Origin of the sequence: Shewanella sp. SM69 (genome assembly GCF_025653985.1) — a bacterium.
GTDB classification, from domain to species: domain Bacteria; phylum Pseudomonadota; class Gammaproteobacteria; order Enterobacterales; family Shewanellaceae; genus Shewanella; species Shewanella oncorhynchi.
The window spans coordinates 1-20,010 of sequence record NZ_JAKKRV010000005.1; the positions used below are offsets into that span (position 1 = coordinate 1).

Genomic DNA, 20,010 nt, shown 5'->3' on the forward strand with positions numbered 1-20,010 from the left:
TTCGACCTAACTCAGTCAAGGTCAGTGTCTTACATTCAATCAGTGCCTTAGAGGCCAGCATCAAGCTGTTTAATCGTTTTAGGTGAAGTTCTGGGCAGTATTGGTGTAAAGAATGTTGTAGGATATTGGCTTCGCGCATCTTGTTGTCCAAGTGTAGTTTTTAGCGAAACCATTTGATCATGCAACAAGATGCGCTTCCACCCTAATTTGATGATTTATTTGTAAATCATCAGGGGATTCTTCAGGGCTTTGCTAGTAGTCCTTTCATTACCGAGCACGGGTACTACTCTGTCTCGTCTGATTCATCGGGAAATATCACTGCGACTGTGGTAACGGGAAGTAGTCAAGAGAGAGATGGATCATGTAAAACAATTAGCGTATCTGCAGCTGGTGAACAGACGCCTAAGGAGTGTTGGAAATGAAATTAATGAACCTCATTATCACAGTTGTCTTATTGCCTAGCTTAGTTTGGGCGGACTCTGGCGTTACTGTCAGCGAACAGGACTTTAAATGCTATATTACTTCGAAGAAAAGTGCTGAGATTTCCTTTTATCGTTGGAAGAGTAGTGAAATGAATGTGAGAATGGCTAGCCTTGTTGGTACTACTCGCCAATCAAATGATGGATCGAAATATTACATCTATAGTGTTGAGGAGTGTGTCGCATTAAACGCGGAATTTACTAATACTAAGGCACAAGTGTTGGATAAGTTAACACCTAGATAAACATCAGCATGTATTTTTTAAATGTTAACAACGAACGATTTAAGGATAATATTATTTTAGGGTAGTGAACGGTAGATTTAGTCTCCCACAGTTTATGTGCAGTTTTTCCCATCTGCGCCCTCTTTTATTAAACCTGAAGTGCTAATGTTGATGCTTTTAGAATTGTCACTTTGCCCATTTGAACAATAGATAATTGATGTTTCAACTGAGACTAAACCATCGGGTGTAAAATCAATTTTTTTATCGGCGGGCCCTGATAGAGAAATTACATCGTGTGTATTGAAACTATCGATCACTTTCAATACATTCTTGGCACCTCCATTGTCAATATATACACTGAACCCCTTATTCCAGTCTGTGCCGCATGGTGATGCCGCGTATGGGCAGACTGTTACTGTAGCGCCATAGTTGACAGCTTGGTTTCTTGCAAAAGCAAACACATCACTAATTTTTCGTATTTCATTAGCACTGCGTGTTCCTTCGTATAGCGACGTAAGTGATGGAACCCCTATGGCTAGTAAGATTGCTGCTACGGCAATTGTGACCATCAGCTCGACTAAGGTAAATCCTCTTGAAATAATTAACATGTAGCTATCCTCGTTAAACTTAGCTAAGTATATGCGAGGAGACTCTAATGGTCAGTATCTATTCTATATTTTCAATATACCCAATAAATTGATTTTTATGCTTTTATATAATTAAATTTAATTGCAATTGATATTTTTGGCGGTAGAAAGGCGAACTCTACCCGCTTGATTAACAACGATTGCACGGGAGTTTTTGCTATCAATTGTTCGTGGGCAATACTTGAAAGTACCATTACTTCCAGAAGCTAATCCATCAGGTTGAAATTTTATCGAACTTTTATTGTATGTTAAAAAATCTTTCGAATCGAATTCATCAATGACCCGAATAATTTTATCGTTAGCATCGAAGCTTTCGACTACACCTGTATCAATGAAAACTGTTAATCCCTTTTGCCAATCTTGAGTGCATTTCCCATTTACGAGTGGGCATACTGTGACCCTATAACCATAACTAACAGCTGTATTTCGCGCAAATTGAAGTGTCTGCTGGATAGTTTTAATATTGGTATCAGCTCTTATCTGATCGCTGAGCTCGGTCAAGGAAGGAGCTCCAACTGTTAACAAGATTGTTGAAATCGATATCGTAGTGATAACTTCTATCAGGCTAAAGCCTTTTCGATGTGAGTTCATAACAGATCCTTGTTATTTTACGCTTGCATCCCGCGAGCGAGTTAGTGCTGATTAGAATGTAAGTATAAAATCTGAGGCAATATTCATAGTACTTTTTTTAGACTTTTATGTGCTAAAAGCGATTTTATAGAAACTGTGTTTTATGAGTAAAGCACTACATTCACTTCAATATTGACGTAACCCCGTGTAAGCTAGTGTTATTCTGTTTGTTTATGTTATTGCAAGGGATGAGGAATTTTTAATGAAAAAAGTTGAAGCCATTATTAAGCCATTTAAGTTAGATGATGTGCGCGAATCACTTGCAGAAATTGGTATCACTGGGATGACGGTACTGGAGGTTAAGGGTTTTGGTCGTCAGAAAGGGCATACAGAGTTGTATCGTGGTGCCGAATATATGGTGGATTTTCTGCCCAAAGTAAAAATAGAGTTAGTGATCCAAGACGATCTGCTCGACCAAGCAATTGATGTGATTGTTGAAACGGCCCGTACAGGCAAAATTGGTGATGGTAAAATTTTTGTCACTGATGTTGAACGTGTTATCCGTATTCGAACGGGTGAAGAAAACGAAGAAGCGGTATAAACTGCTTACGAACGATTCTAAAGGGCCTAGTGGCCCTTTTTTGTTGCCTAAGCATATGGAAAAACTAAATAGTACTGCTGGGTTTCTGAAATATCTTTAATGGAAAATCGCCTGTTTTACTCAACTAATGTAGTTATCTCTTATCTGTAACATGGTATAACTTAGCCTCGCAAATGAGTTTTATGAGGTTGTCATTTTGGCTACAAAAAGAATAGTGATCGTGGGTGGTGGTGCTGCTGGTTTAGCGCTTGCATCGAAGTTGGGCCGTAAATGGGGCGGTAGTGATGTCGTCGATGTGTGCTTAATTGATAAAAGTCCTATTCATATATGGAAGCCTAAATTACACGAAGTCGCTGTTGGTGTGATAGATCAATCTATTGAAGGTTTACTCTATCGTGATCATGGACTTAAAAACGGTTATCGCTATATTCGTGGTGAGATAGAGCAGTGTGAGCCTGATGCTAAATCGATTCAGTTAGCCGCAGTCTATAATGATGAAGGCGAGTTGCTCTTAGAGCAGCGACAAATCGATTATGATTTTTTAGTGCTTGCATTGGGTGGGGTTTCTAATAGTTTCAATACATTAGGTGCTGATGAGCATTGTATTTTCTTAGACAGCCTTGAAAATGCCAATTTATTTCATCATAAATTACTCGACGCTTTACTCCAATTAAACGAAACGCAAGAGAGAGTCAGCATTGGTATTGTCGGTGCGGGTGCGACAGGTGTTGAATTGGCAGCAGAGCTTCATCATGTAATTGAGTCTGTTAAAGAGTACGGTTATCTGAATATCGCGAAACATCATCTTGATGTGCATTTGATTGAAGCGTCACCCAAAATCCTTCCTCAATTACCAGAGCGTGTAAGCGCTAGGGCTCAAGCTGTTCTTGATCAGATTGGTATACGTTTACATATCGGTGTTCAAGTTAAAGAAGTGACTCGTGATGGTTTCATTACCCAAGATGGCGATGTGATTAAAGCAGGCTTAAAAGTATGGGCTGCCGGTGTCAAAGGGCCAAAAGCATTTCAGCATTTTGCAAAACTGCCCATTACTCCGCGAAATCAGGTAGAAGTTGATGATTGTATGCGAGTGAAAGGTCATCAAGATATCTACGCCCTTGGTGATTGCGCTCTATTGATCCAAAGTTCTGGCCAGCCTGTTCCACCAAGGGCGCAAGCAGCAGCTCAGATGGCTGATACCTTGTTTGATAATATCGTTAATCGATTACAAGGTAAGCCTGAAAAGGCCTTTATTTATAAAGATTACGGCTCATTAGTGTCTTTAAGCCGCTTCTCTGCGGTAGGCAATTTAATGGGGAACCTACGTTCTGGCACTTTCTTTGTTGAAGGCCATATAGCAAGATTGATGTATATCTCTTTGTATCAGAGGCATTTAGCCAGCCTTTATGGTTGGTTTTCGGCAATTGTGTATCGAGTAGCACAAAAGTTATTGAAGTGGCAGCGTCCGAAGCTCAAATTACATTGATTTCTATGTGATTTAGGAGATAGAAAGAGAGCATATATGCTCTCTTTTATTATTATTTAGGAATTGCCGACGAGTCACGAATGACAGGTTCAGGAGTAAAGGTTCTAGAATATATGGCATCTTGCTCGCGACGTTTTGCTATTAATAATTCAGTAGCAACCTGAGCTATTTCTGCGTTTGGCTGATGTACTGTGGTAAGTTTAGGCCAGGTTTGACGTGAGAATGGGCTATCTTCGAAACCGACAATTGATAAATCAACGGGTATGTCTAAACCCGCTAAACGAGCCGCAAAAAGTGCACCAGCGGCAATTTCATCGTTACAAGCAACAATCGCCGTCGGGCGATTTTTTAGTTTGATGAGCTTGTTAGCGCCATCAACACCGGACTCAAATGAGTACTTCCCTTCAATTATGTAGTTTTCATTCAGCTTTAGGTTATTTATTGTTAATGCCTGTTTAAAACCAAGTAATCGCTCTTTGGTGGATTCATGGTGTAAATCTCCGCTTAAAAAAGCGATATGCTTGTGGCCTAAATCAATCAGATGCTGGGTGATTTGAACTGCACCGAATTTATCGTTGACTAAAATAGTCAATCCATTCTGATCGTTGTCTTTTTCTCCCGCAATAATGCGCACATAGTTAGCATCAATTTCAGTGAGTGCTTTGAGTACTTTAGGATCTTCTGACAAGGGAGGTGTTAGTACTAATCCTGCGAGCCTAGAATATTTGACTAGTGCTGTAAGCTCATCACATATGGTCTCTGATTTGGCATTGCAAGGGTGGATGACAAGTTCATAGCCCTTGTCTTTACAGGCTGACAAGATCCCATTTTGCATATCAATAATATAGTAAGCGTTTGGGTTATCGTAAATAAAACCAATAGCATAGGATTTAGTTCCTGCTAGATTTCTTGCCGCTAAATTAGGTTGGTAGTTAAGTGCTTTTATCGCCTCGTTCACTTTGTCAACGGTGGCCTGCTTCACTGAAGGTTCGTTATTGGTTACACGGGATACTGTCTTGATAGACACTCCAGCATATTTAGCTACGTCGTTGATAGTGACTTTCATTGATGTAAAAACTCTTTGTCTAAGGTCGCGAGGGGTTTAACTGTTCTATGAACGTAAATTCTTTACCAGCAATTTACAAGCTTACATTTTTTATCAGTTTTTTCTGACTTATACATCTTATAGTGCGAGCTTTTGATGTGCTTAGCAATCCTGAATTGTTACAAATTGGCGTTAATTTATCATTGTTACAATTATGCTGGGAGTTGTAAATTTACGTCATAATATTAAAGCTCATGTTTTATAATGGTTTTTAATAAAACTACTGATTCAAAATTCTGCTTTATGACATTTTTTTGCTTCCATCGTTATTTTGTTGTGGCAAGGCTGTTAATTATTGTGTAATGTTTGCACTAGACATGACAGCGTTGTCATTCCTCGAGGAATGGTTATGAATACTAAAACGATAATAAAGTTATGGAAGGGAAACGAGATGCGACCATCAACCTTTAAGAAAACCGTACTAGCTACAAATATTGCTATCCTACTTGGTAGTGCTGTATCAATCAGCGCTGTTGCTGCAGACGCCGTGGCAACCACCGCAGCACCTGAAAATATTGAAAAAATTGAAGTTCGCGGTATTCGCGCTTCCCAGCAAGCTAACTTAAATGCTAAACGCTTCTCAGACAGTACTGTGGATGCGATTACTGCTGAAGACATTGGCAAATTTCCGGATAAAAACGTTGCAGAATCTCTGCAACGTATTCCTGGTGTCACGATCCAGCGTCAATTTGGTGAAGGCGCGGGTGTTTCAATTCGTGGTGCGGGTCAAGATCTGACTTTGACAACTCTGAATGGACAAAACGTAGCTTCAACAGGTTGGTTTGTTCTTGAGCCTGCAAAACGTTCATTTAACTATGAATTATTACCATCTGAATTAGTTGGTAACTTAGAAGTCTATAAATCATCTCAAGCGGACTTAGCTGAAGGTGGTGTGGGTGGTACTGTTGTAGTTAATACCCGTAAGCCATTGGATATGGATTCAATGACTTTCTTTGCTTCTGCTGAAGCTCAATATCAAAGCGATTCGGGTGAAACAGATCCACAATTTTCAGGCTTAGGTAGCTGGAAGAATGATGATGAAACTTTTGGTGTATTAGTTTCTGGTGTTATGCAAAATCGTAGCTTGCAGCGTCAAGGTGATGAAGCTTTTTGGGAATGGGGTGCTGGCCCTGTCGCATTTGAACAAGAGCGCGAACGTTCAGCTATTGCTGCAACATTCCAGTATGCCCCGTCTGATTCATTAAACTTTGTGTTTAACGCGATGGACATGCAAATGGCCGCGGACAACACCAACTACGCATTATGGTTTACGCAAGCTGACACTTCATGGTCAGGAGCTCCAGGTTCTGGTGCTTGGGATAACACGGAATGGATTGGTGGCTGCGGTTTATGTGGTGGTGATAAGCCAGATGCATCACAGTCAGGTTCTCAAGTTGCAGGCCCTGTTAACTTAGCATATTGGCAAGCTCGCCCTCGTGAAGCGACAATGAAGTCTCAAGTTTTCGACTTGAAGATGGAATATAGCGGTGATGGATACCAGTTTACGACTCAAATCGGTGATACAAGTTCTACTGGTGGTACCGATTTTGAAATGGTTGTTGAAGATGGTCTGGGTGGTACAGCATTAAATGGTGCGACTTATGACTTTACCAATGGTCATCAAACTTGGGATTTAAATGGTTTTGATACAGCCACTTATGATCCAGGTTCGCTTGCAATGGGTACTGGCAGTAACTTTAATAAAACACCAAAAACAGATGATGAAACTTATATTCAAGCAGATATTAAGTTTGATGTAGATCTAGGTGTGGTTAATGCCATTAAAACGGGTCTGAAATATGCGAAGCATAATACAACGAGTCGCCGTTTTGACTTTGTACAAGCCGATGACTTTAATCCCGTCATATCAACAGCAGGCTTAAATACTGGTACTTTTGCTGTAGGAACAAGTGAATACGATATTATTCGTTTTGATCCAGATGCACTAAAAGATTGGGCTAAATCGAGCATCATCGGTGAGACTGAAGATTTTGGTTCATACCGTGAAATTGATGAAGATAACTATGCTGCTTATGTGATGGCTAACTTTGCATCAGAAGGTGTACGCGGTAACTTTGGTGTGCGTTATGCGGGTACTGAAGCGACCTCAACGTACTATGTTGATGGTAAGAAAACCGATGCTTCAGCTAATTATGGGGAATGGTTACCAAGCTTAAACGTAGCATTCGACTTAGCACCAGATCTCATATTGCGCGCATCAGCGGCTCGAGTTATGGCTCGTCCACAGTATGATGACATGTATGTTAACCCTAACGTTTTAGGTGCAAATGATGATGTGCCTAATAACCAAAAATGGGTTGTTGGCAATATCGGGTTAAAACCATTTATTGCTAATCAAATAGACTTAGGCATTGAATGGTATTTCAATGAAGAGTCATTACTTTCTGCGGCTTTATTTATGAAGGATGTTAAAAACTTCGTAACCTTTAGTGAGTACCATGCAGATAGCGCCGATATCCCATTTACTGGCACGTTAAAACCTGATGAAGTTGCTGGTGGTTGGACTGTGCAAGAGAAAGCCAATGGCGAATCTGCGACAATCCAAGGTTTAGAGCTGCAATATCAACAAGACTTTGGGAACGGCTTCGGCTCAATTGTTAACTACACTTATACTGATAGTGAAACTAGCCCAAATACATATACAGATCGCAACCCGTTCTTAAGCGATAGTTCAAAGCACTCATATAACTTAACTGGTTATTTTGAAAACGATTTTTTCCAAGTTCGTTTAGCATATAACTGGCGTAGTGAATATATGATCCGTGAAACTGGTTCATACGGTAATCGTTTACACGATGCATTTGGTAGTTTGGATTTGAGTGCAATTTGGCATGTTACTGATTATATGGATATTAAACTTGATGGTAATAACCTGTTAGAAGAAGGTTCACGTCAGTTTGGTAACAATCAGTTCCAATCTAATCTAAGTGGTTTTACGGATGGCTTCCCTGTATTTGAATACAACATGGCCCGCCGAATTACATTAGGCGCTAGCGTACGATTCTAATCTCGGTTTAACTCAGGTATAAATGAAAAAGGGAGCTTGCTCCCTTTTTCATATCTCAATAATATTCAATCAGAAGAAGCCCTCAAGGAGCTCATATGACTAATTCAATCACCCCACTTGACTCAGCAAAACATGCGCACCTGAAAGTGACTCCTACCACTTATGAACATGTTGCTGCGCAACACTTACTACCCATTTCAATTTATGAGTTTGCCTTTGCTGCTGTAGATGCTCCTGTTGTTTTTGTTAAAAATAGTGAAACAGGAGAATATCAGTCCGTAATTATGCTTGGATTAAAACCTGGACAGAATTTGAAGCAAAAAGATGGCAAATGGTTAGGGCTGTATATTCCAAATATACTTAAAAACTATCCGTTTGGTTTAATGTTGAGTGCTGAACAGCAGGATAAAGTATGGGTGGGGATACGAGAAGAAAGCGCTCATGTGAGCACTGATAAGGGAAATGCATTGTTTGAAGGAGGAGAGGAAACTGCGTTTTTAAGATTGCGTAAAGACAGTATTATAAAAAACTTCGAACAAGAGCAAATGAGTAAGGCAATTATTGCATTTTTTGCTCAAAAAGAATTATTTTCTCCCCAAAGTCTTACCGTTGACATCAAAGGCGAAAAACGCGGCATAAATGGTATCTATTTCATCGATGAAGCTAAGTTAAATCAACTCAGCTCAGATGAGTTCTTAGATATCAAGCAACGAGGCCTTTTAGCGCCAATTTACAGCCATTTGAACTCATTACATCAAATTAATCGCCTAGCGAAAGAAGAAATCGAGTTGAGCGTTTAAGTAATCAGCAGGCATAGGTCATGACTTCAATAAAAAATATAAAGAGTGTCGTCATTGTTGGTGGCGGAACTGCAGGTTGGATTTCTGCCTGTCATTTAGCTAAAAAGTTGAATGCTAGAACACCTAAAATACAAGTTATGTTACTTGAGTCCCCGAACATTCCTACTATAGGCGTTGGTGAAGGGACAGTGCCTATGTTACGCGAAACATTAAAGTATTTTGGTATTCGAGAAGATGAGTTTATTCGTTGCTGTGATGTAACATTTAAGCAGAGTGTTAAATTCATTGATTGGAATAAACCCAATTCAGGGGAGTACTATCACCATTTATTTGATTATCCCTACTTTAAAGATTTCACTTCAACTTGGCTCAATAAATCTCTTTCAGATAGAGGCCGCTACGCTGATCTTGTGTCAGTTCAAGGTCATTTGATTGATGCGGGATTTGGTCCTAAAGCGATGACACAGCCTCAATATCGAGGGGCTATGCATTACGCGTATCATCTCGATGCAGCAAAGTTTACCAAGATGTTGACCAAATTTGGTGTTGAACAGTTAGGCGTTAAACATCTGCTTGCAGAAGTTATTGATACAAAAATAGACGCTCAGGGAAATATCTTAGAGTTACATACTGATAACGCTGGTATATTGACTGCGGACTTGTATGTTGATTGTACTGGATTTAGTGCTCAACTCATTGGCAGCGCATGTAACGTTCCCTTCGTTGATAAGAGTGACATTTTGTTTGTCGACTCAGCATTAGTTGTGCAGCTTCCTTATGAAGATAAATATACGCCTATCCCTTGTTTCACTAAATCAACAGCACAAGAGGCTGGCTGGATATGGGATATCGGTTTGTCTGAACGTCGTGGTGTTGGTTATGTGTATTCCAGTCAATATTCATCAATAGAGCAAGCTGAGAGTGTATTGCGGGAATATCTTGGTAAAGCAACAGAACACGTCTCGTTTCGACACATACCGATGAAGGTGGGGTATAGAGAGAAATCGTGGCAAGGTAACTGTGTGGCGATTGGTTTGTCGAGTGGTTTTGTTGAACCTCTAGAAGCGACTGGTCTGCTTATGTTTGATGCGACAGCCAGAATGTTAGCCGAATGTTTTCCTGCTAATACTGACGTTATGCCACTTGTGGCTAATCGTTATAATCAGCGCGTATCGAATGCTTGGAATCGGGTGATTGATTTTATCAAACTTCATTATGTCATAGCTAAACGAATGGATACGCCATTTTGGGTTGATAATAAAAATGAAATAAGTATTCCAGACACATTAAAAGAACATTTAGAATTGTGGCGCTATCACATACCGACTGCCTATGACTTTACTTCTACGCTAGAATTTTTCAATTTAGAAAATTATTTATATGTACTCTATGGCTCAGACTTTGAGTCAAAATTAGAGAGGAAATTAAATGATGAAGAGGAAAGGCTTTTCACGGTAATGACCGAGAAATTAGGCAAGCAGGTTACATTACTCAAATCGCAATTATTACCCCATAGAGAGTTAATTGAACGTATTAAGTTGTATGGCATCCAACTTAATTAATGGTTGATTAAATGGTAAGTAGAGCAAGATTTTTAATCTTGCTCTTTATGATTTTAAATATTTTTAATTTTCGCTAAGAATTCTTGATGTGATAAAGATTGCTCTTTTGCTCTAAACTGTTGTGTTTTTAAGTTGTCGAGTATTCTTGATATTTCATTTTTTGGACAAGGTATATGGATTTCAGGAATATGCTGCATACCATAAAGTACGTAGCGATAATTCTCATCTGTAAAAACTGAACTATATCCATTAGCAAGATCGACATACTCACAAACTTTGTCTTTCCATAGTGTCATTTTTTGTTCTAGAGCAGGGATGAATACTGAGCTTTGTGCTGCTTTTTGCCAGAATTCATTATCATCTCTATCAGTTAAACAGTAATGAAGTACGATAAATTGTCTAAGATCGGTATACAATCCGTTCATTGCGATATTATATGACGTCCTTATCGCTTGGGAGGGATTAGATGAAGTTAAATGCGTCGCTAGCAATCTTGCTCCTAAGTTTATAAGATGCAAGCCTGTCGATTCTAAGGGTTCAATAAATCCACCTGCGAGCCCCATTGCAATACAATTTCCAACCCAAAATTCACGTCTACAACCTATCTTCATATCTAAGTGAACAGTTCTTATGATCTCTTGTTCATCGCCAAGATAAGCTTTTAATTCAGCCTCAGCTTGCTCCCTCGTTAGACTATGTCCATCGTAGACATAACCCGTTCCTTGACGATTCGTTAGGTCAATTTCCCAAGCCCAACCATGACTAAGCGCTGTTGCTGTCGTATAGGCTCTTGGTAGCTGGTGAGGCAGATATTCCCGCTGCATTGCAACGGCTTTATTGCAAGGTAATTCGGTTTCGAATGATTGCCAGTTATCATTCTTTAGGCTTTGAATTAAAAGCCCTTTAAAGCCTGTACAGTCGATAAATATGTCACTCTTGAATGAGCCTTGATCAGTTACAACCTCTATGATGTTGCCATCATTAACCAGAACGTCCGTTACATTTGCTTCAACATGATCTACCCCTGCTTGGGTGGCTTTGCGCTTTAAAAAGGCCGCCATAAGTGTCGCGTCTAAGTGGTAACCATAGGGGACAATGCCTTGATATTGATTCAAGTATTGCGTTTTAGGACTTAAGTTATTTTGCATTAAGCTAAATGAAAGACTTGTTGCTTCAGCAAAGGGAGTGCTGTTTGATTCATTAATCTGATTATTTAAAATCCAAGCACTTGCATTATCAATTTTCCCAGATGGTTTTTGTTGCTCAAATGGATGGAAATATTCATGCATTTTACCATCGACTGGTTTCATCCAGTTACGAAATAATATGCCAGTCTTTAATGTTGCGTTTGTTTCTCTAAGTAGTTCATTTTCATCTAATCCCATAGCTGCAAAGAAGAATCGTAGACTATGAACGGTAGCTTCACCAACGCCAATAATACCAATTTCTTTACTTTCGATAAGTCTAATATCAATGATATTAGACGAATGGTTATATAACTTACTCAAGTAGAGAGCCGTCATCCAGCCTGTGCTACCGCCACCGACAATCGTGATACTTTTTAGCGGAGAATTATTCATCTTAATGTTTCCTATTAACTCGCCAACATGACGCTACCCGTCAAAATGATCCAAATGGAGAAAAAGAGTTTTAATACTTTTACTGGGAGAAATAGCGCTAATTTACGAGCAAGTAATCCTCCGATAATGGCGCCAGGACCTGCGAATAACACTAGCTCAAAGAGGGCATGGCTATTTGTTGAAAAAATATGGATAGGGCTTGCTGACCAAACTGTAATTGCAGAAACAACAACGCCAGTGGCGACCGCCATTTTGGCGCATAGTCCCCTTATCATGAGATAAATGACGACTAATTCACCGACGCCTACCGATAACCAAGCTGTGATAATACCGCCGAAATAGCCTATGAGAGCGAGCCAAAGAAAATCGACCGGCATTATAGAGCGAGTGATTTGTGTGCTACTTTTGCTACTGATAATGATGGCGATACCAAGCACTATCGAGAAAATGCTAAAGCTGGTGTGTAGCGAAGAGGGCGAATTGAGTTGTAGTAATTGGCTACTCCAGAAACCTAAGACAGAAAAGAAGGCTGCAAGTAATGATGCTTTTACAAAACCAGACCATGCATCATCTTCTCGGTGGTGCTTTTTATAATGCAGTGACCATGAAATCGCGCCTGCTGTCATGCCAAAGCATTGAATCATAAATGAAGTCGAGACACTTTGAGACTCACTAAAGTTGAGGCTCGAAAATACCGGAATAAAGATTACTCCACCGCCAGCTCCCGTCGAGTTTGCAAATATCGCTCCTGTGATTCCTAGAAAAACGAAGCGTCCATATTCTTGGATAAGATCAAATAGCGAATGAAAATGGTTAGCCCAAAATAACCAAGCTCCACAGAGTAGTAATACCAAACTGAGGTTTAGGTAATACCGATTTAAGCGCGGAGCAGGCTGGGTATTATTGGGCACAAGTGTGTTAATGGGATTCATCAATAGCTACCGTGATCTTTGTCATGTTATCGCTATGTTATCAATGAAAGACAGCGTTGTCACATAAGCTTGAATAAATAAATTAAACATTTTAAGTATATGAAAAAATAGCATTAATTATGTTTTTTCATAAAAAAATAACAACAATTGTCAAAAAAATGTAGAAATCCTGTTCTTTCTTGTGTACTTTAATAATGACAACGCTGTCATCTGCTTGTGTGACGCGTTGTTTGTAAGGTCTGCATGAGAGGATGAGGTCTCCTTATCATGTGTTTGGCAGGAGTATTGCTGTCGGGCGGCGATACGTTTGTCTTTGATATTTTGATAGTCTCTCCCCAGAAACTAGCGTGGGCTGGGTACTGTAAGCAGTGCCCAGCCATTTTTTTAGGATGTTTTTACGGTATTACTCAACTGCCTACCTCAGCACTTGAACGTTAGCGGCATAGATAAATAAAACTCACTGGTATAAACCAGATAATAAAAGAGGCTGCAATTTATGGCGATTCATTTAACGGCTGTGATGCGTGTCATTGCAATTGGCATGACGAGTGTCATTGCCCATATCACCGCACTCATCATGACAAGAAGAACGGTTGGCACCCCCCTGTTTATAATGGCCTTAGCGTTTTTTTCGGCATTTTCCTCTTTTGCTGTATTTGCTACCGACACCGCTATAAACAATTTAGCTTCAAATTCTGATGTGTCTAAATCGTCTGCACAGGTTTCAAAAAAAATCACCACCGCGATACAGCAGGAATGGTTGCTAAAGTTACTTGATGAAGCACTGCGGCGCTCGGATTCGGGTTATCAAGCGCAAGAAATGTCGACTCAAATGAATCAAAAGCGCAAGGTCGAAGAAGCACTCGCTGGGACAGTCGACGTGTTTTGGAGCATGACCTCAAAGGAATTGGAAGAAACTGTGCTTCCCGTGCGCATTCCATTGTTTAAAGGGTTACTCGGTAATCGGCTGCTGATTATCCGTAAATCGGATGAGGCACGATTTGCTAATGTGAAAACCATGGCGGATTTTAGGCAGTTAAAGGCGGGGCAAAATCGTTATTGGCCCGATGCAACGATTTTAGAAGCCAATGGATTACCCGTCGTCACTAGCTATCAGTACACCAATTTATACCCCATGTTAGAAGGCGGGCGTTTCGATTATCTTGCCCTCGGCGCCCAGGAAATTGGCGAAGAACTCGCAAATCACCCCGATCCCGCACTTAAGGTCGATAGCCATATCCTGCTGCAATATCGTTCGCCAGCTTATTTCTTTGTTTCCCCTAAGCGCCCCGAACTTGCTGCGGCCATTTTAGCCGGGCTTGAAAGTATGGTAAGCGACGGCTCTTTTGATGAGATGTTTAATCGCGAGCTTAAAATTGAGCAACTGTATCGTGAGGCTAAGTTTGAACAACGGGTGATTATCCGTCTTGATACACCTGATTTAAGTCCATTAACACCAATAGAACGCACAGAATTATGGTTAGATCTTTTTAGTATGCAAGGTGCAAAATAATGAAAACATTAGCCTTAAAAGTACAGATTGGATTAGCGGCAGCAATTTTTATGATTGTTAGCGTTCTGTTCGGTGCATCTTACTGGTTGGCGAGCGATAAATTGGCTGCCAGTGAAACTGAGTTTGAAGAAAATACCGTCGCCAATTTACAAGTGACCATGGCGCAGCCCATCTTCACCTACGACTATGAGCAGATCCGTGCAGTGCTATCTGTGATGCTTAAATCTGCGCAAATTTATCATATTATCGTGAGTGACCATCGCGGTAAAGTATTAGCCGAGAGTCAACAGGCTCAAACAGTGGCCGATGAGTATCTAGTGAAACGTGAAATTCAATTTGCTGAGCAAGGTAACCCAACGGGCCAATTGGTCATTCAGTTTTCTATGTTACCTATTCGCGCTCAGTTGTCAGATTTACTCTTAGGTTATTTCTTGCAGGCGTTGTTAATTCTCGGTGGCAGTTTAATTGTTATCTTCATTATTCTTAAACGTTTAGTGATTAATCCACTTGGGAATGTGGTCCGTGCTATGGAAGAAATTGCCAGCGGTGACGGTGATTTATGCCACAGATTACCCGTCGAGAGTCAGGATGAGATTGGTCAGCTTGCCAAGGCATTTAATGGTTTTGTTGAGCAAATTCACGGCACGATTTCCAGAGTGCACGAAACCTCAGGGCAATTACTGGGCGATGCCAAAGCGCTGGGGTCTCTGTCGCAAACCAACAATGATCGTGTGCAAACCCAATTAAAAGAAACCGAGGCGGCAGTGACGGCTGTAACTCAGCTGAGCGCCAGTGCCAATGAAGTCGCCATTAATGCGAAACGCACCGCGGATGCGGCGAGTCAGGCCGATAAAGCGGTCGATGACAGCCAGCGGCAGTTCGATTCGGGATTAGACATTACTCGTAAACTGGCATCTGAATTAGCCCGCTCGGCATTGTCCGTCTCACAGTTACAGCAAGAAACGCAAAAGATTGATGAAGTCGTTGTAGTCATCAACAGTATTGCCGAACAAACCAACTTACTGGCGCTTAATGCTGCCATTGAAGCGGCAAGGGCGGGTGAACAAGGGCGCGGTTTTGCTGTGGTTGCCGACGAAGTGCGTACGCTGGCGAGCCGAACCCAACAGGCAACTGGTGAGATCCAGAAAATGATCCAGCAGGTCCAGAGCCGAGTGGCTGAAACTGTCACTGTGATGAAAGCGAGCCAAGCCCTCTCAACTCAGGGCGTTAACCGCTCAGAAGAAATTAAGTTAGTGCTTACTAAAGTGACTGATTTAGTCTCAAATATCAGTAATATGAACATCGAAGTTTCCCATGCGGCACAGGAGCAAACCTGCGTCACCGAAGCGATTTCTCGTACGTTAAATGATCTTGCCAATGTCTCAGGTTCAGCCTCACTCGATAGCGAGCACTTAGCGCACTCGAGCGAGCGACTGTTTCACCAAGGGGAAAGACTGCGGACGTTAGTAACTTCCTTCAGATTGTAGCCATTTCTGGAGCTAGATAAGGATAATCATGAAAAAAACACTCTCAGCAAGCGCCATTTTACTGGCTTTAGGATTAACGGCCTGTTCCGAGGCGCCTGTGACGCCTTCCGCAGCGTCAGCCGATAAGGCTGTGGCTCAAACACAGCAAGCTCAGGACGCATTAACTCAAGCGCAGTTACAACAACTCGGGGATTCGTTAGTCGTAACTTACCGTGTTGTGACCAATGTGCCAGACGATAAGTGCCTAAAAGATAAAGCCGATGGTCGCTGTTTTGTCGCTCAAATTGATTTCGTGCCCGGTATGGATTTAGCCAGCCAAGATTGGGAAATTTATTTAAGCCAAATGCGCCCAGTGCAATCGGTTGAAAGCGGTGAATTGACGATAACGCACGTTAAAGGCGATTTACATCGTATTACGCCAACGGCCGCTTTTAAGGGATTTATTAAGGGCGAGAAAAAGCAACTGACATTCCGTGGTGAGCCGTGGCAATTGGCTGAAACCGACGCTATGCCAAACTATTACCTCGCAGCAAAAGGATTAGAACCCGTCATTATCGCCAGCACTCAAGTGGGTAAAGATGCCGAAACGGGTTTAGAGACGCGTCCGTATGTTGAAGGGTTTACGAATTTTAAAACCCAATATCAACGCACTGAAACGGATAAACTCGCGCCAGCCGATGCCGCGCAATTATTTAAAGCTAATCAAAGCGTGAGTGAAGATGCTGCCTTGGCTGTGGATACCATCATCCCAACGCCACAAAAGGTGAAGATCTATTCAACCGATACACCAGTATCCCTTGCTGGTGGTATTAAGCTCGAATATCAGCAAGATAACCCAGAGCAAAAGAGTCAAGTTGCGGCGGCGGTGGTACGTTTAGCTCGCCTGGGTGTGGCTGAATCTGCGAGTGGCATTACGGTGAAATTTGCCAGCCAAAAAGGGGATAAGGGCAGTTATCGCTTAGATATTCAGCCAACTGAAATTGTGATCGCTGCCAATGATTCGGCGGGCTTCTCTTACGGTTTGTCATCATTAGCAAGCCTTGTGGATGTGAATTCGCTGAAAGTGAATGCCATGACCATTGAAGACAGCCCACGTTATCCGTTCCGTGGTATGCATATTGATGTGGCACGTAATTTCCACAGCAAACAATTGTTGCTGGATTTGCTCGACCAAATGGCGGCTTATAAGCTCAATAAACTGCATTTACACATGGCTGACGATGAAGGTTGGCGTTTAGAAATCGATGGTCTGCCTGAATTAACCGACATTGGCAGTAAACGTTGCCATGATTTAGATGAAAATTCCTGCTTATTACCGCAGTTAGGCAGTGGACCGTTTGGCGATACTAGTGTCAATGGCTATTACACTAAACAAGATTATATCGACATAGTGAAATATGCTGAGGCGCGTCAAATTCAAGTGATCCCATCAATGGATATGCCGGGTCATAGCCGCGCTGCGATTAAAGCGATGGATGCGCGTTTTCGTCGATTACAGGCTGAAGACGTAGAGCTTCAAAACACGGGCAAAGTGCAGGTTGTCCCTGTGCAGGAAACGGCAAATCAAGCCAGCACAGCGATAAAAGCGTTAGATGCGGGCGATCGTCAATTGCAAGCTGAAGGGCAAACCACTGCAGCTGAGCAATATTTGTTATCCGATGCAAACGACAAAACGGTTTATTCTTCAGTGCAATATTACGACGACAATACGCTTAACGTGTGCATGGAATCGACCTATCAGTTTGTCGATAAAGTGATTGATGAAATAGCCAAGTTACACCAAGCCGCGGGTCAACCATTGACGCGTTACCACATTGGTGCCGATGAAACGGCGGGAGCTTGGAAACAATCACCCCAATGTTTAGCATTTGTCGCCAATAACGATAAAGGCGTTAAGTCGATAGATGACTTAGGTGCTTATTTTATTGAACGAATTTCGACTATGTTAGCGGCCAAAGGCATTGAAGCAGCAGGATGGAGCGATGGCATGAGCCATGTTCGCCCTGAGAATATGCCCGCTAAAGTGCAGTCTAATATTTGGGACGTGATTGCCCATAAAGGTCATTCGCGCGCCAATCAGCAGGCGAATCTTGGTTGGGAAACCGTGCTCTCTAATCCTGAGGTGCTGTACTTTGATTTCCCCTATGAGGCCGACCCTAAGGAGCATGGTTATTACTGGGCGAGTCGTGCGACCAACAGCCATAAAGTCTTTAGCTTTATGCCTGATAATTTAGCCGCTAACGCCGAGCAATGGACCGATATTGAAAATCAGCCATTCGAAGCGGATGACAGAGTAAAACTTGATGAGGCGGGTAAAAAAGTCTCGGGTCCAAGGGAGAAAGGCAAACCTTTTACTGGCTTGCAAGGGCAGATTTGGAGTGAGTCGATTCGCAGTGACGATACGATTGAATACATGGTGTTTCCGCGTTTGTTGATGCTGGCCGAGCGTGCTTGGCATCAAGCCGCGTGGGAAGTGCCTTATCAGTATCAAGGCGCTGTGTATAACCAAAGCTCGGGGGCTTTTACCTTAGCCATGCGTGATGCACAGGCAAAGGAGTGGCAACAACTTGCGAATACCTTGGGCCACAAAGAGTTTATCAAGCTAGATAAAGCGGGGATTGATTATCGCGTACCGACGGTCGGCGCCGAGATCCGTGACGGTAAGCTGTTTGCTAATATCGCCTATCCCGGGCTCAAACTGGAATACCGAAGCCTAAATGGCCAATGGCAAGCTTATCAAGCGGGACAGGCGGTCACTGCACCGATTGAGATCCGCGCCATAGCTGCCGATGGTATTCGTAAAGGCCGAAGTTTAATCGTTAACTAAATCGATTTTTATATCTGGCTGTATTTTAAAGATAAAATACAGCCTTTTCGTTTTTCTGTGTCAGTGATTACCTAAATTTGATTTTAGATCATAAATCACTTAAAAAAGTAAATGACAACGCTGTCATTCTTGCTGTAACATTGAGTTAACTAAAGTTGAGCGCTGTATTAACGGCAAATAATAAGCAACGGTAGCGCTGCATTGATAGGTGAAGAGGGGTGTCATGGGGTTAGTCCAGACAAAAGATCAACAACTGTTTATAGGTGTAGATGGCGGCGGCAGTAAATGTCGCGCCACCATTTACTGCGCAGACGGTACCGTTTTAGGGACAGGTGTTGCTGGACGCGCAAATCCACTGCATGGTCTCACACAAACATTTGAATCCATTGAAGCATCGACTCGCCTAGCGTTGCTGGATGCGGGCATGAACGAGAGCGATAGTCACTTGCTGGTGGCGGGTCTTGGTCTTGCTGGCGTAAATGTCCCTAGGTTATATCAAGATGTTATCAACTGGCAGCATCCTTTTGCAGCCATGTATGTCACTACCGATTTGCATACGGCTTGTATTGGTGCCCACCGCGGTGCCGATGGCGCGGTGATCATCACGGGTACTGGCTCTTGCGGTTATGCCCATGTTGGTGATACCAGCTTGAGTATTGGTGGTTATGGTTTTGCATTGGGCGATAAGGGCAGCGGTGCTTGGCTTGGATTAAAAGCTGCGGAACACGTGCTGTTAGCACTCGATGGCTTTGCCGTACCAACTCGATTAACCGATATGCTGTTGAATGAGTTTGGTGTCACCGATGCGCTAGGCATTGTCGAAAATCTAGCGGGTAAATCATCAAGTTGCTACGCCGCATTAGCCAGAAGCGTACTCGATTGTGCCAATGAAGGTGACGCAGTCGCGACTGCCATAGTGCAAGAAGGTGCTGATTATATTAGCGAAATGGCGCGTAAGTTATTTAGCTTAAATCCGGTGCGTTTTTCTATGATCGGTGGTCTTGCTGAGCCTTTACAAGCTTGGCTCGGTGCCGATGTGGTCGCTAAGATTTCAGAAACCTTAGCACCACCCGAACTCGGTGCTATGTATTTCGCCCAGCAAGAATTTAATAAGTCGTTGTCAGTGCACATAGGCACTGAAGCCAAATCCTGTATTTGAACGTGAAGGT

Annotated in this window: 15 protein-coding genes and 1 pseudogene; 10 read left to right on the forward strand and 6 right to left on the reverse strand. The window is 42.1% G+C overall.

What is annotated here, in order from left to right; genetic code table 11:
* Positions 1–139: pseudogene (locus tag L5M37_RS08705) on the reverse strand (IS4 family transposase); the annotation flags it as partial.
* A 279-nt stretch (positions 140–418) separates the two neighbouring features.
* On the opposite strand from L5M37_RS08705, the gene L5M37_RS08710 reads away from it, so the two are divergent.
* Positions 419–724, forward strand: a complete 306-nt coding sequence (locus tag L5M37_RS08710; RefSeq protein ID WP_263200145.1) for a TapY2 family type IVa secretion system protein — start codon at positions 419–421, stop codon at positions 722–724.
* 92 nt (positions 725–816) lie between these two features.
* Here L5M37_RS08710 and L5M37_RS08715 read toward each other — a convergent pair whose 3' ends face one another.
* Entirely contained in the window at positions 817–1,311 is a 495-nt protein-coding gene (locus L5M37_RS08715) for a GspH/FimT family pseudopilin (RefSeq protein ID WP_263179860.1), read from the reverse strand.
* Positions 1,312–1,428: 117 nt separating this feature from the next.
* On the reverse strand, positions 1,429–1,941 hold the full coding sequence (locus tag L5M37_RS08720) for a GspH/FimT family pseudopilin (protein ID WP_263179861.1): 513 nt from the start codon (positions 1,939–1,941) through the stop codon (positions 1,429–1,431).
* A 241-nt stretch (positions 1,942–2,182) separates the two neighbouring features.
* On the opposite strand from L5M37_RS08720, the gene glnB reads away from it, so the two are divergent.
* Together glnB and L5M37_RS08730 are read left to right on the forward strand one after the other, a co-directional pair.
* Positions 2,183–2,521, forward strand: a complete 339-nt coding sequence (gene glnB, locus L5M37_RS08725; RefSeq protein WP_028760911.1) for a nitrogen regulatory protein P-II — start codon at positions 2,183–2,185, stop codon at positions 2,519–2,521.
* Between the two features lie 196 nt (positions 2,522–2,717).
* Positions 2,718–4,007, forward strand: a complete 1,290-nt coding sequence (locus tag L5M37_RS08730) for an NAD(P)/FAD-dependent oxidoreductase (RefSeq protein WP_028760910.1) — start codon at positions 2,718–2,720, stop codon at positions 4,005–4,007.
* Between the two features lie 52 nt (positions 4,008–4,059).
* Here L5M37_RS08730 and L5M37_RS08735 read toward each other — a convergent pair whose 3' ends face one another.
* Complete coding sequence (locus L5M37_RS08735) at positions 4,060–5,073, reverse strand: LacI family DNA-binding transcriptional regulator (RefSeq protein WP_263200147.1); 1,014 nt, start codon at positions 5,071–5,073, stop codon at positions 4,060–4,062.
* 388 nt (positions 5,074–5,461) lie between these two features.
* Between L5M37_RS08735 and L5M37_RS08740 the strand changes: the two genes are divergently transcribed.
* From L5M37_RS08740 to L5M37_RS08750, 3 genes are all read left to right on the forward strand, one after another.
* Positions 5,462–8,140 carry a TonB-dependent receptor gene (locus L5M37_RS08740; RefSeq protein ID WP_113941306.1) on the forward strand — a complete coding sequence of 893 codons (2,679 nt, stop codon included), beginning with the start codon at positions 5,462–5,464 and terminating at the stop codon, positions 8,138–8,140.
* A gap of 95 nt (positions 8,141–8,235) precedes the next feature.
* A complete protein-coding gene (locus L5M37_RS08745; protein WP_113941305.1) occupies positions 8,236–8,940 on the forward strand; it encodes a SapC family protein in 705 nt (234 codons plus the stop codon).
* 20 nt (positions 8,941–8,960) lie between these two features.
* Positions 8,961–10,502, forward strand: a complete 1,542-nt coding sequence (locus tag L5M37_RS08750) for a tryptophan halogenase family protein (RefSeq protein ID WP_263200150.1) — start codon at positions 8,961–8,963, stop codon at positions 10,500–10,502.
* A 53-nt stretch (positions 10,503–10,555) separates the two neighbouring features.
* Here L5M37_RS08750 and L5M37_RS08755 read toward each other — a convergent pair whose 3' ends face one another.
* Positions 10,556–12,082, reverse strand: coding sequence for a tryptophan halogenase family protein (locus L5M37_RS08755; RefSeq protein ID WP_263200152.1), 1,527 nt, complete (start codon positions 12,080–12,082; stop codon positions 10,556–10,558).
* Positions 12,083–12,096: 14 nt separating this feature from the next.
* Complete coding sequence (locus L5M37_RS08760; protein WP_263200153.1) at positions 12,097–13,014, reverse strand: sulfite exporter TauE/SafE family protein; 918 nt, start codon at positions 13,012–13,014, stop codon at positions 12,097–12,099.
* 496 nt (positions 13,015–13,510) lie between these two features.
* Between L5M37_RS08760 and L5M37_RS08765 the strand changes: the two genes are divergently transcribed.
* The 4 genes from L5M37_RS08765 to nagK all read left to right on the forward strand — a co-directional run bounded on the left by L5M37_RS08765 (position 13,511) and on the right by nagK (position 20,000).
* Positions 13,511–14,527 (forward strand): substrate-binding periplasmic protein, encoded by a 1,017-nt coding sequence (locus L5M37_RS08765; protein ID WP_113941301.1) that lies wholly within the window; start codon positions 13,511–13,513, stop codon positions 14,525–14,527.
* Positions 14,527–16,014 (forward strand): methyl-accepting chemotaxis protein, encoded by a 1,488-nt coding sequence (locus L5M37_RS08770; protein WP_113941300.1) that lies wholly within the window; start codon positions 14,527–14,529, stop codon positions 16,012–16,014. The genes L5M37_RS08765 and L5M37_RS08770 overlap by 1 nt, the downstream gene beginning before the upstream one ends.
* Positions 16,015–16,042: 28 nt before the next feature.
* The gene (locus L5M37_RS08775; RefSeq protein ID WP_263200155.1) at positions 16,043–18,841 is read left to right on the forward strand and encodes a family 20 glycosylhydrolase; all 2,799 of its coding nucleotides are present in this window, start codon (positions 16,043–16,045) and stop codon (positions 18,839–18,841) included.
* 223 nt (positions 18,842–19,064) lie between these two features.
* Positions 19,065–20,000: an N-acetylglucosamine kinase gene (nagK, locus tag L5M37_RS08780; protein ID WP_263200157.1), complete on the forward strand. Its 936-nt coding sequence runs from the start codon at positions 19,065–19,067 to the stop codon at positions 19,998–20,000.
* The last annotated feature ends 10 nt before the right edge of the window (positions 20,001–20,010 follow it).

Excerpts from the sequence above, each read along its gene's own strand:
- L5M37_RS08750 (WP_263200150.1), top strand. The coding sequence starts at position 8,961 with ATGACTTCAATAAAAAATATAAAGAGTGTCGTCATTGTTGGTGGCGGA.
- L5M37_RS08715 (WP_263179860.1), bottom strand. The coding sequence starts at position 1,311 with ATGTTAATTATTTCAAGAGGATTTACCTTAGTCGAGCTGATGGTCACA.
- nagK (WP_263200157.1), top strand. The coding sequence starts at position 19,065 with ATGGGGTTAGTCCAGACAAAAGATCAACAACTGTTTATAGGTGTAGAT.
- L5M37_RS08765 (WP_113941301.1), top strand. The coding sequence starts at position 13,511 with ATGGCGATTCATTTAACGGCTGTGATGCGTGTCATTGCAATTGGCATG.
- L5M37_RS08740 (WP_113941306.1), top strand. The coding sequence starts at position 5,462 with ATGAATACTAAAACGATAATAAAGTTATGGAAGGGAAACGAGATGCGA.
- L5M37_RS08720 (WP_263179861.1), bottom strand. The coding sequence starts at position 1,941 with ATGAACTCACATCGAAAAGGCTTTAGCCTGATAGAAGTTATCACTACG.
- L5M37_RS08775 (WP_263200155.1), top strand. The coding sequence starts at position 16,043 with ATGAAAAAAACACTCTCAGCAAGCGCCATTTTACTGGCTTTAGGATTA.
- L5M37_RS08745 (WP_113941305.1), top strand. The coding sequence starts at position 8,236 with ATGACTAATTCAATCACCCCACTTGACTCAGCAAAACATGCGCACCTG.
- L5M37_RS08710 (WP_263200145.1), top strand. The coding sequence starts at position 419 with ATGAAATTAATGAACCTCATTATCACAGTTGTCTTATTGCCTAGCTTA.
- L5M37_RS08755 (WP_263200152.1), bottom strand. The coding sequence starts at position 12,082 with ATGAATAATTCTCCGCTAAAAAGTATCACGATTGTCGGTGGCGGTAGC.
- glnB (WP_028760911.1), top strand. The coding sequence starts at position 2,183 with ATGAAAAAAGTTGAAGCCATTATTAAGCCATTTAAGTTAGATGATGTG.
- L5M37_RS08735 (WP_263200147.1), bottom strand. The coding sequence starts at position 5,073 with ATGAAAGTCACTATCAACGACGTAGCTAAATATGCTGGAGTGTCTATC.
- L5M37_RS08760 (WP_263200153.1), bottom strand. The coding sequence starts at position 13,014 with ATGAATCCCATTAACACACTTGTGCCCAATAATACCCAGCCTGCTCCG.
- L5M37_RS08770 (WP_113941300.1), top strand. The coding sequence starts at position 14,527 with ATGAAAACATTAGCCTTAAAAGTACAGATTGGATTAGCGGCAGCAATT.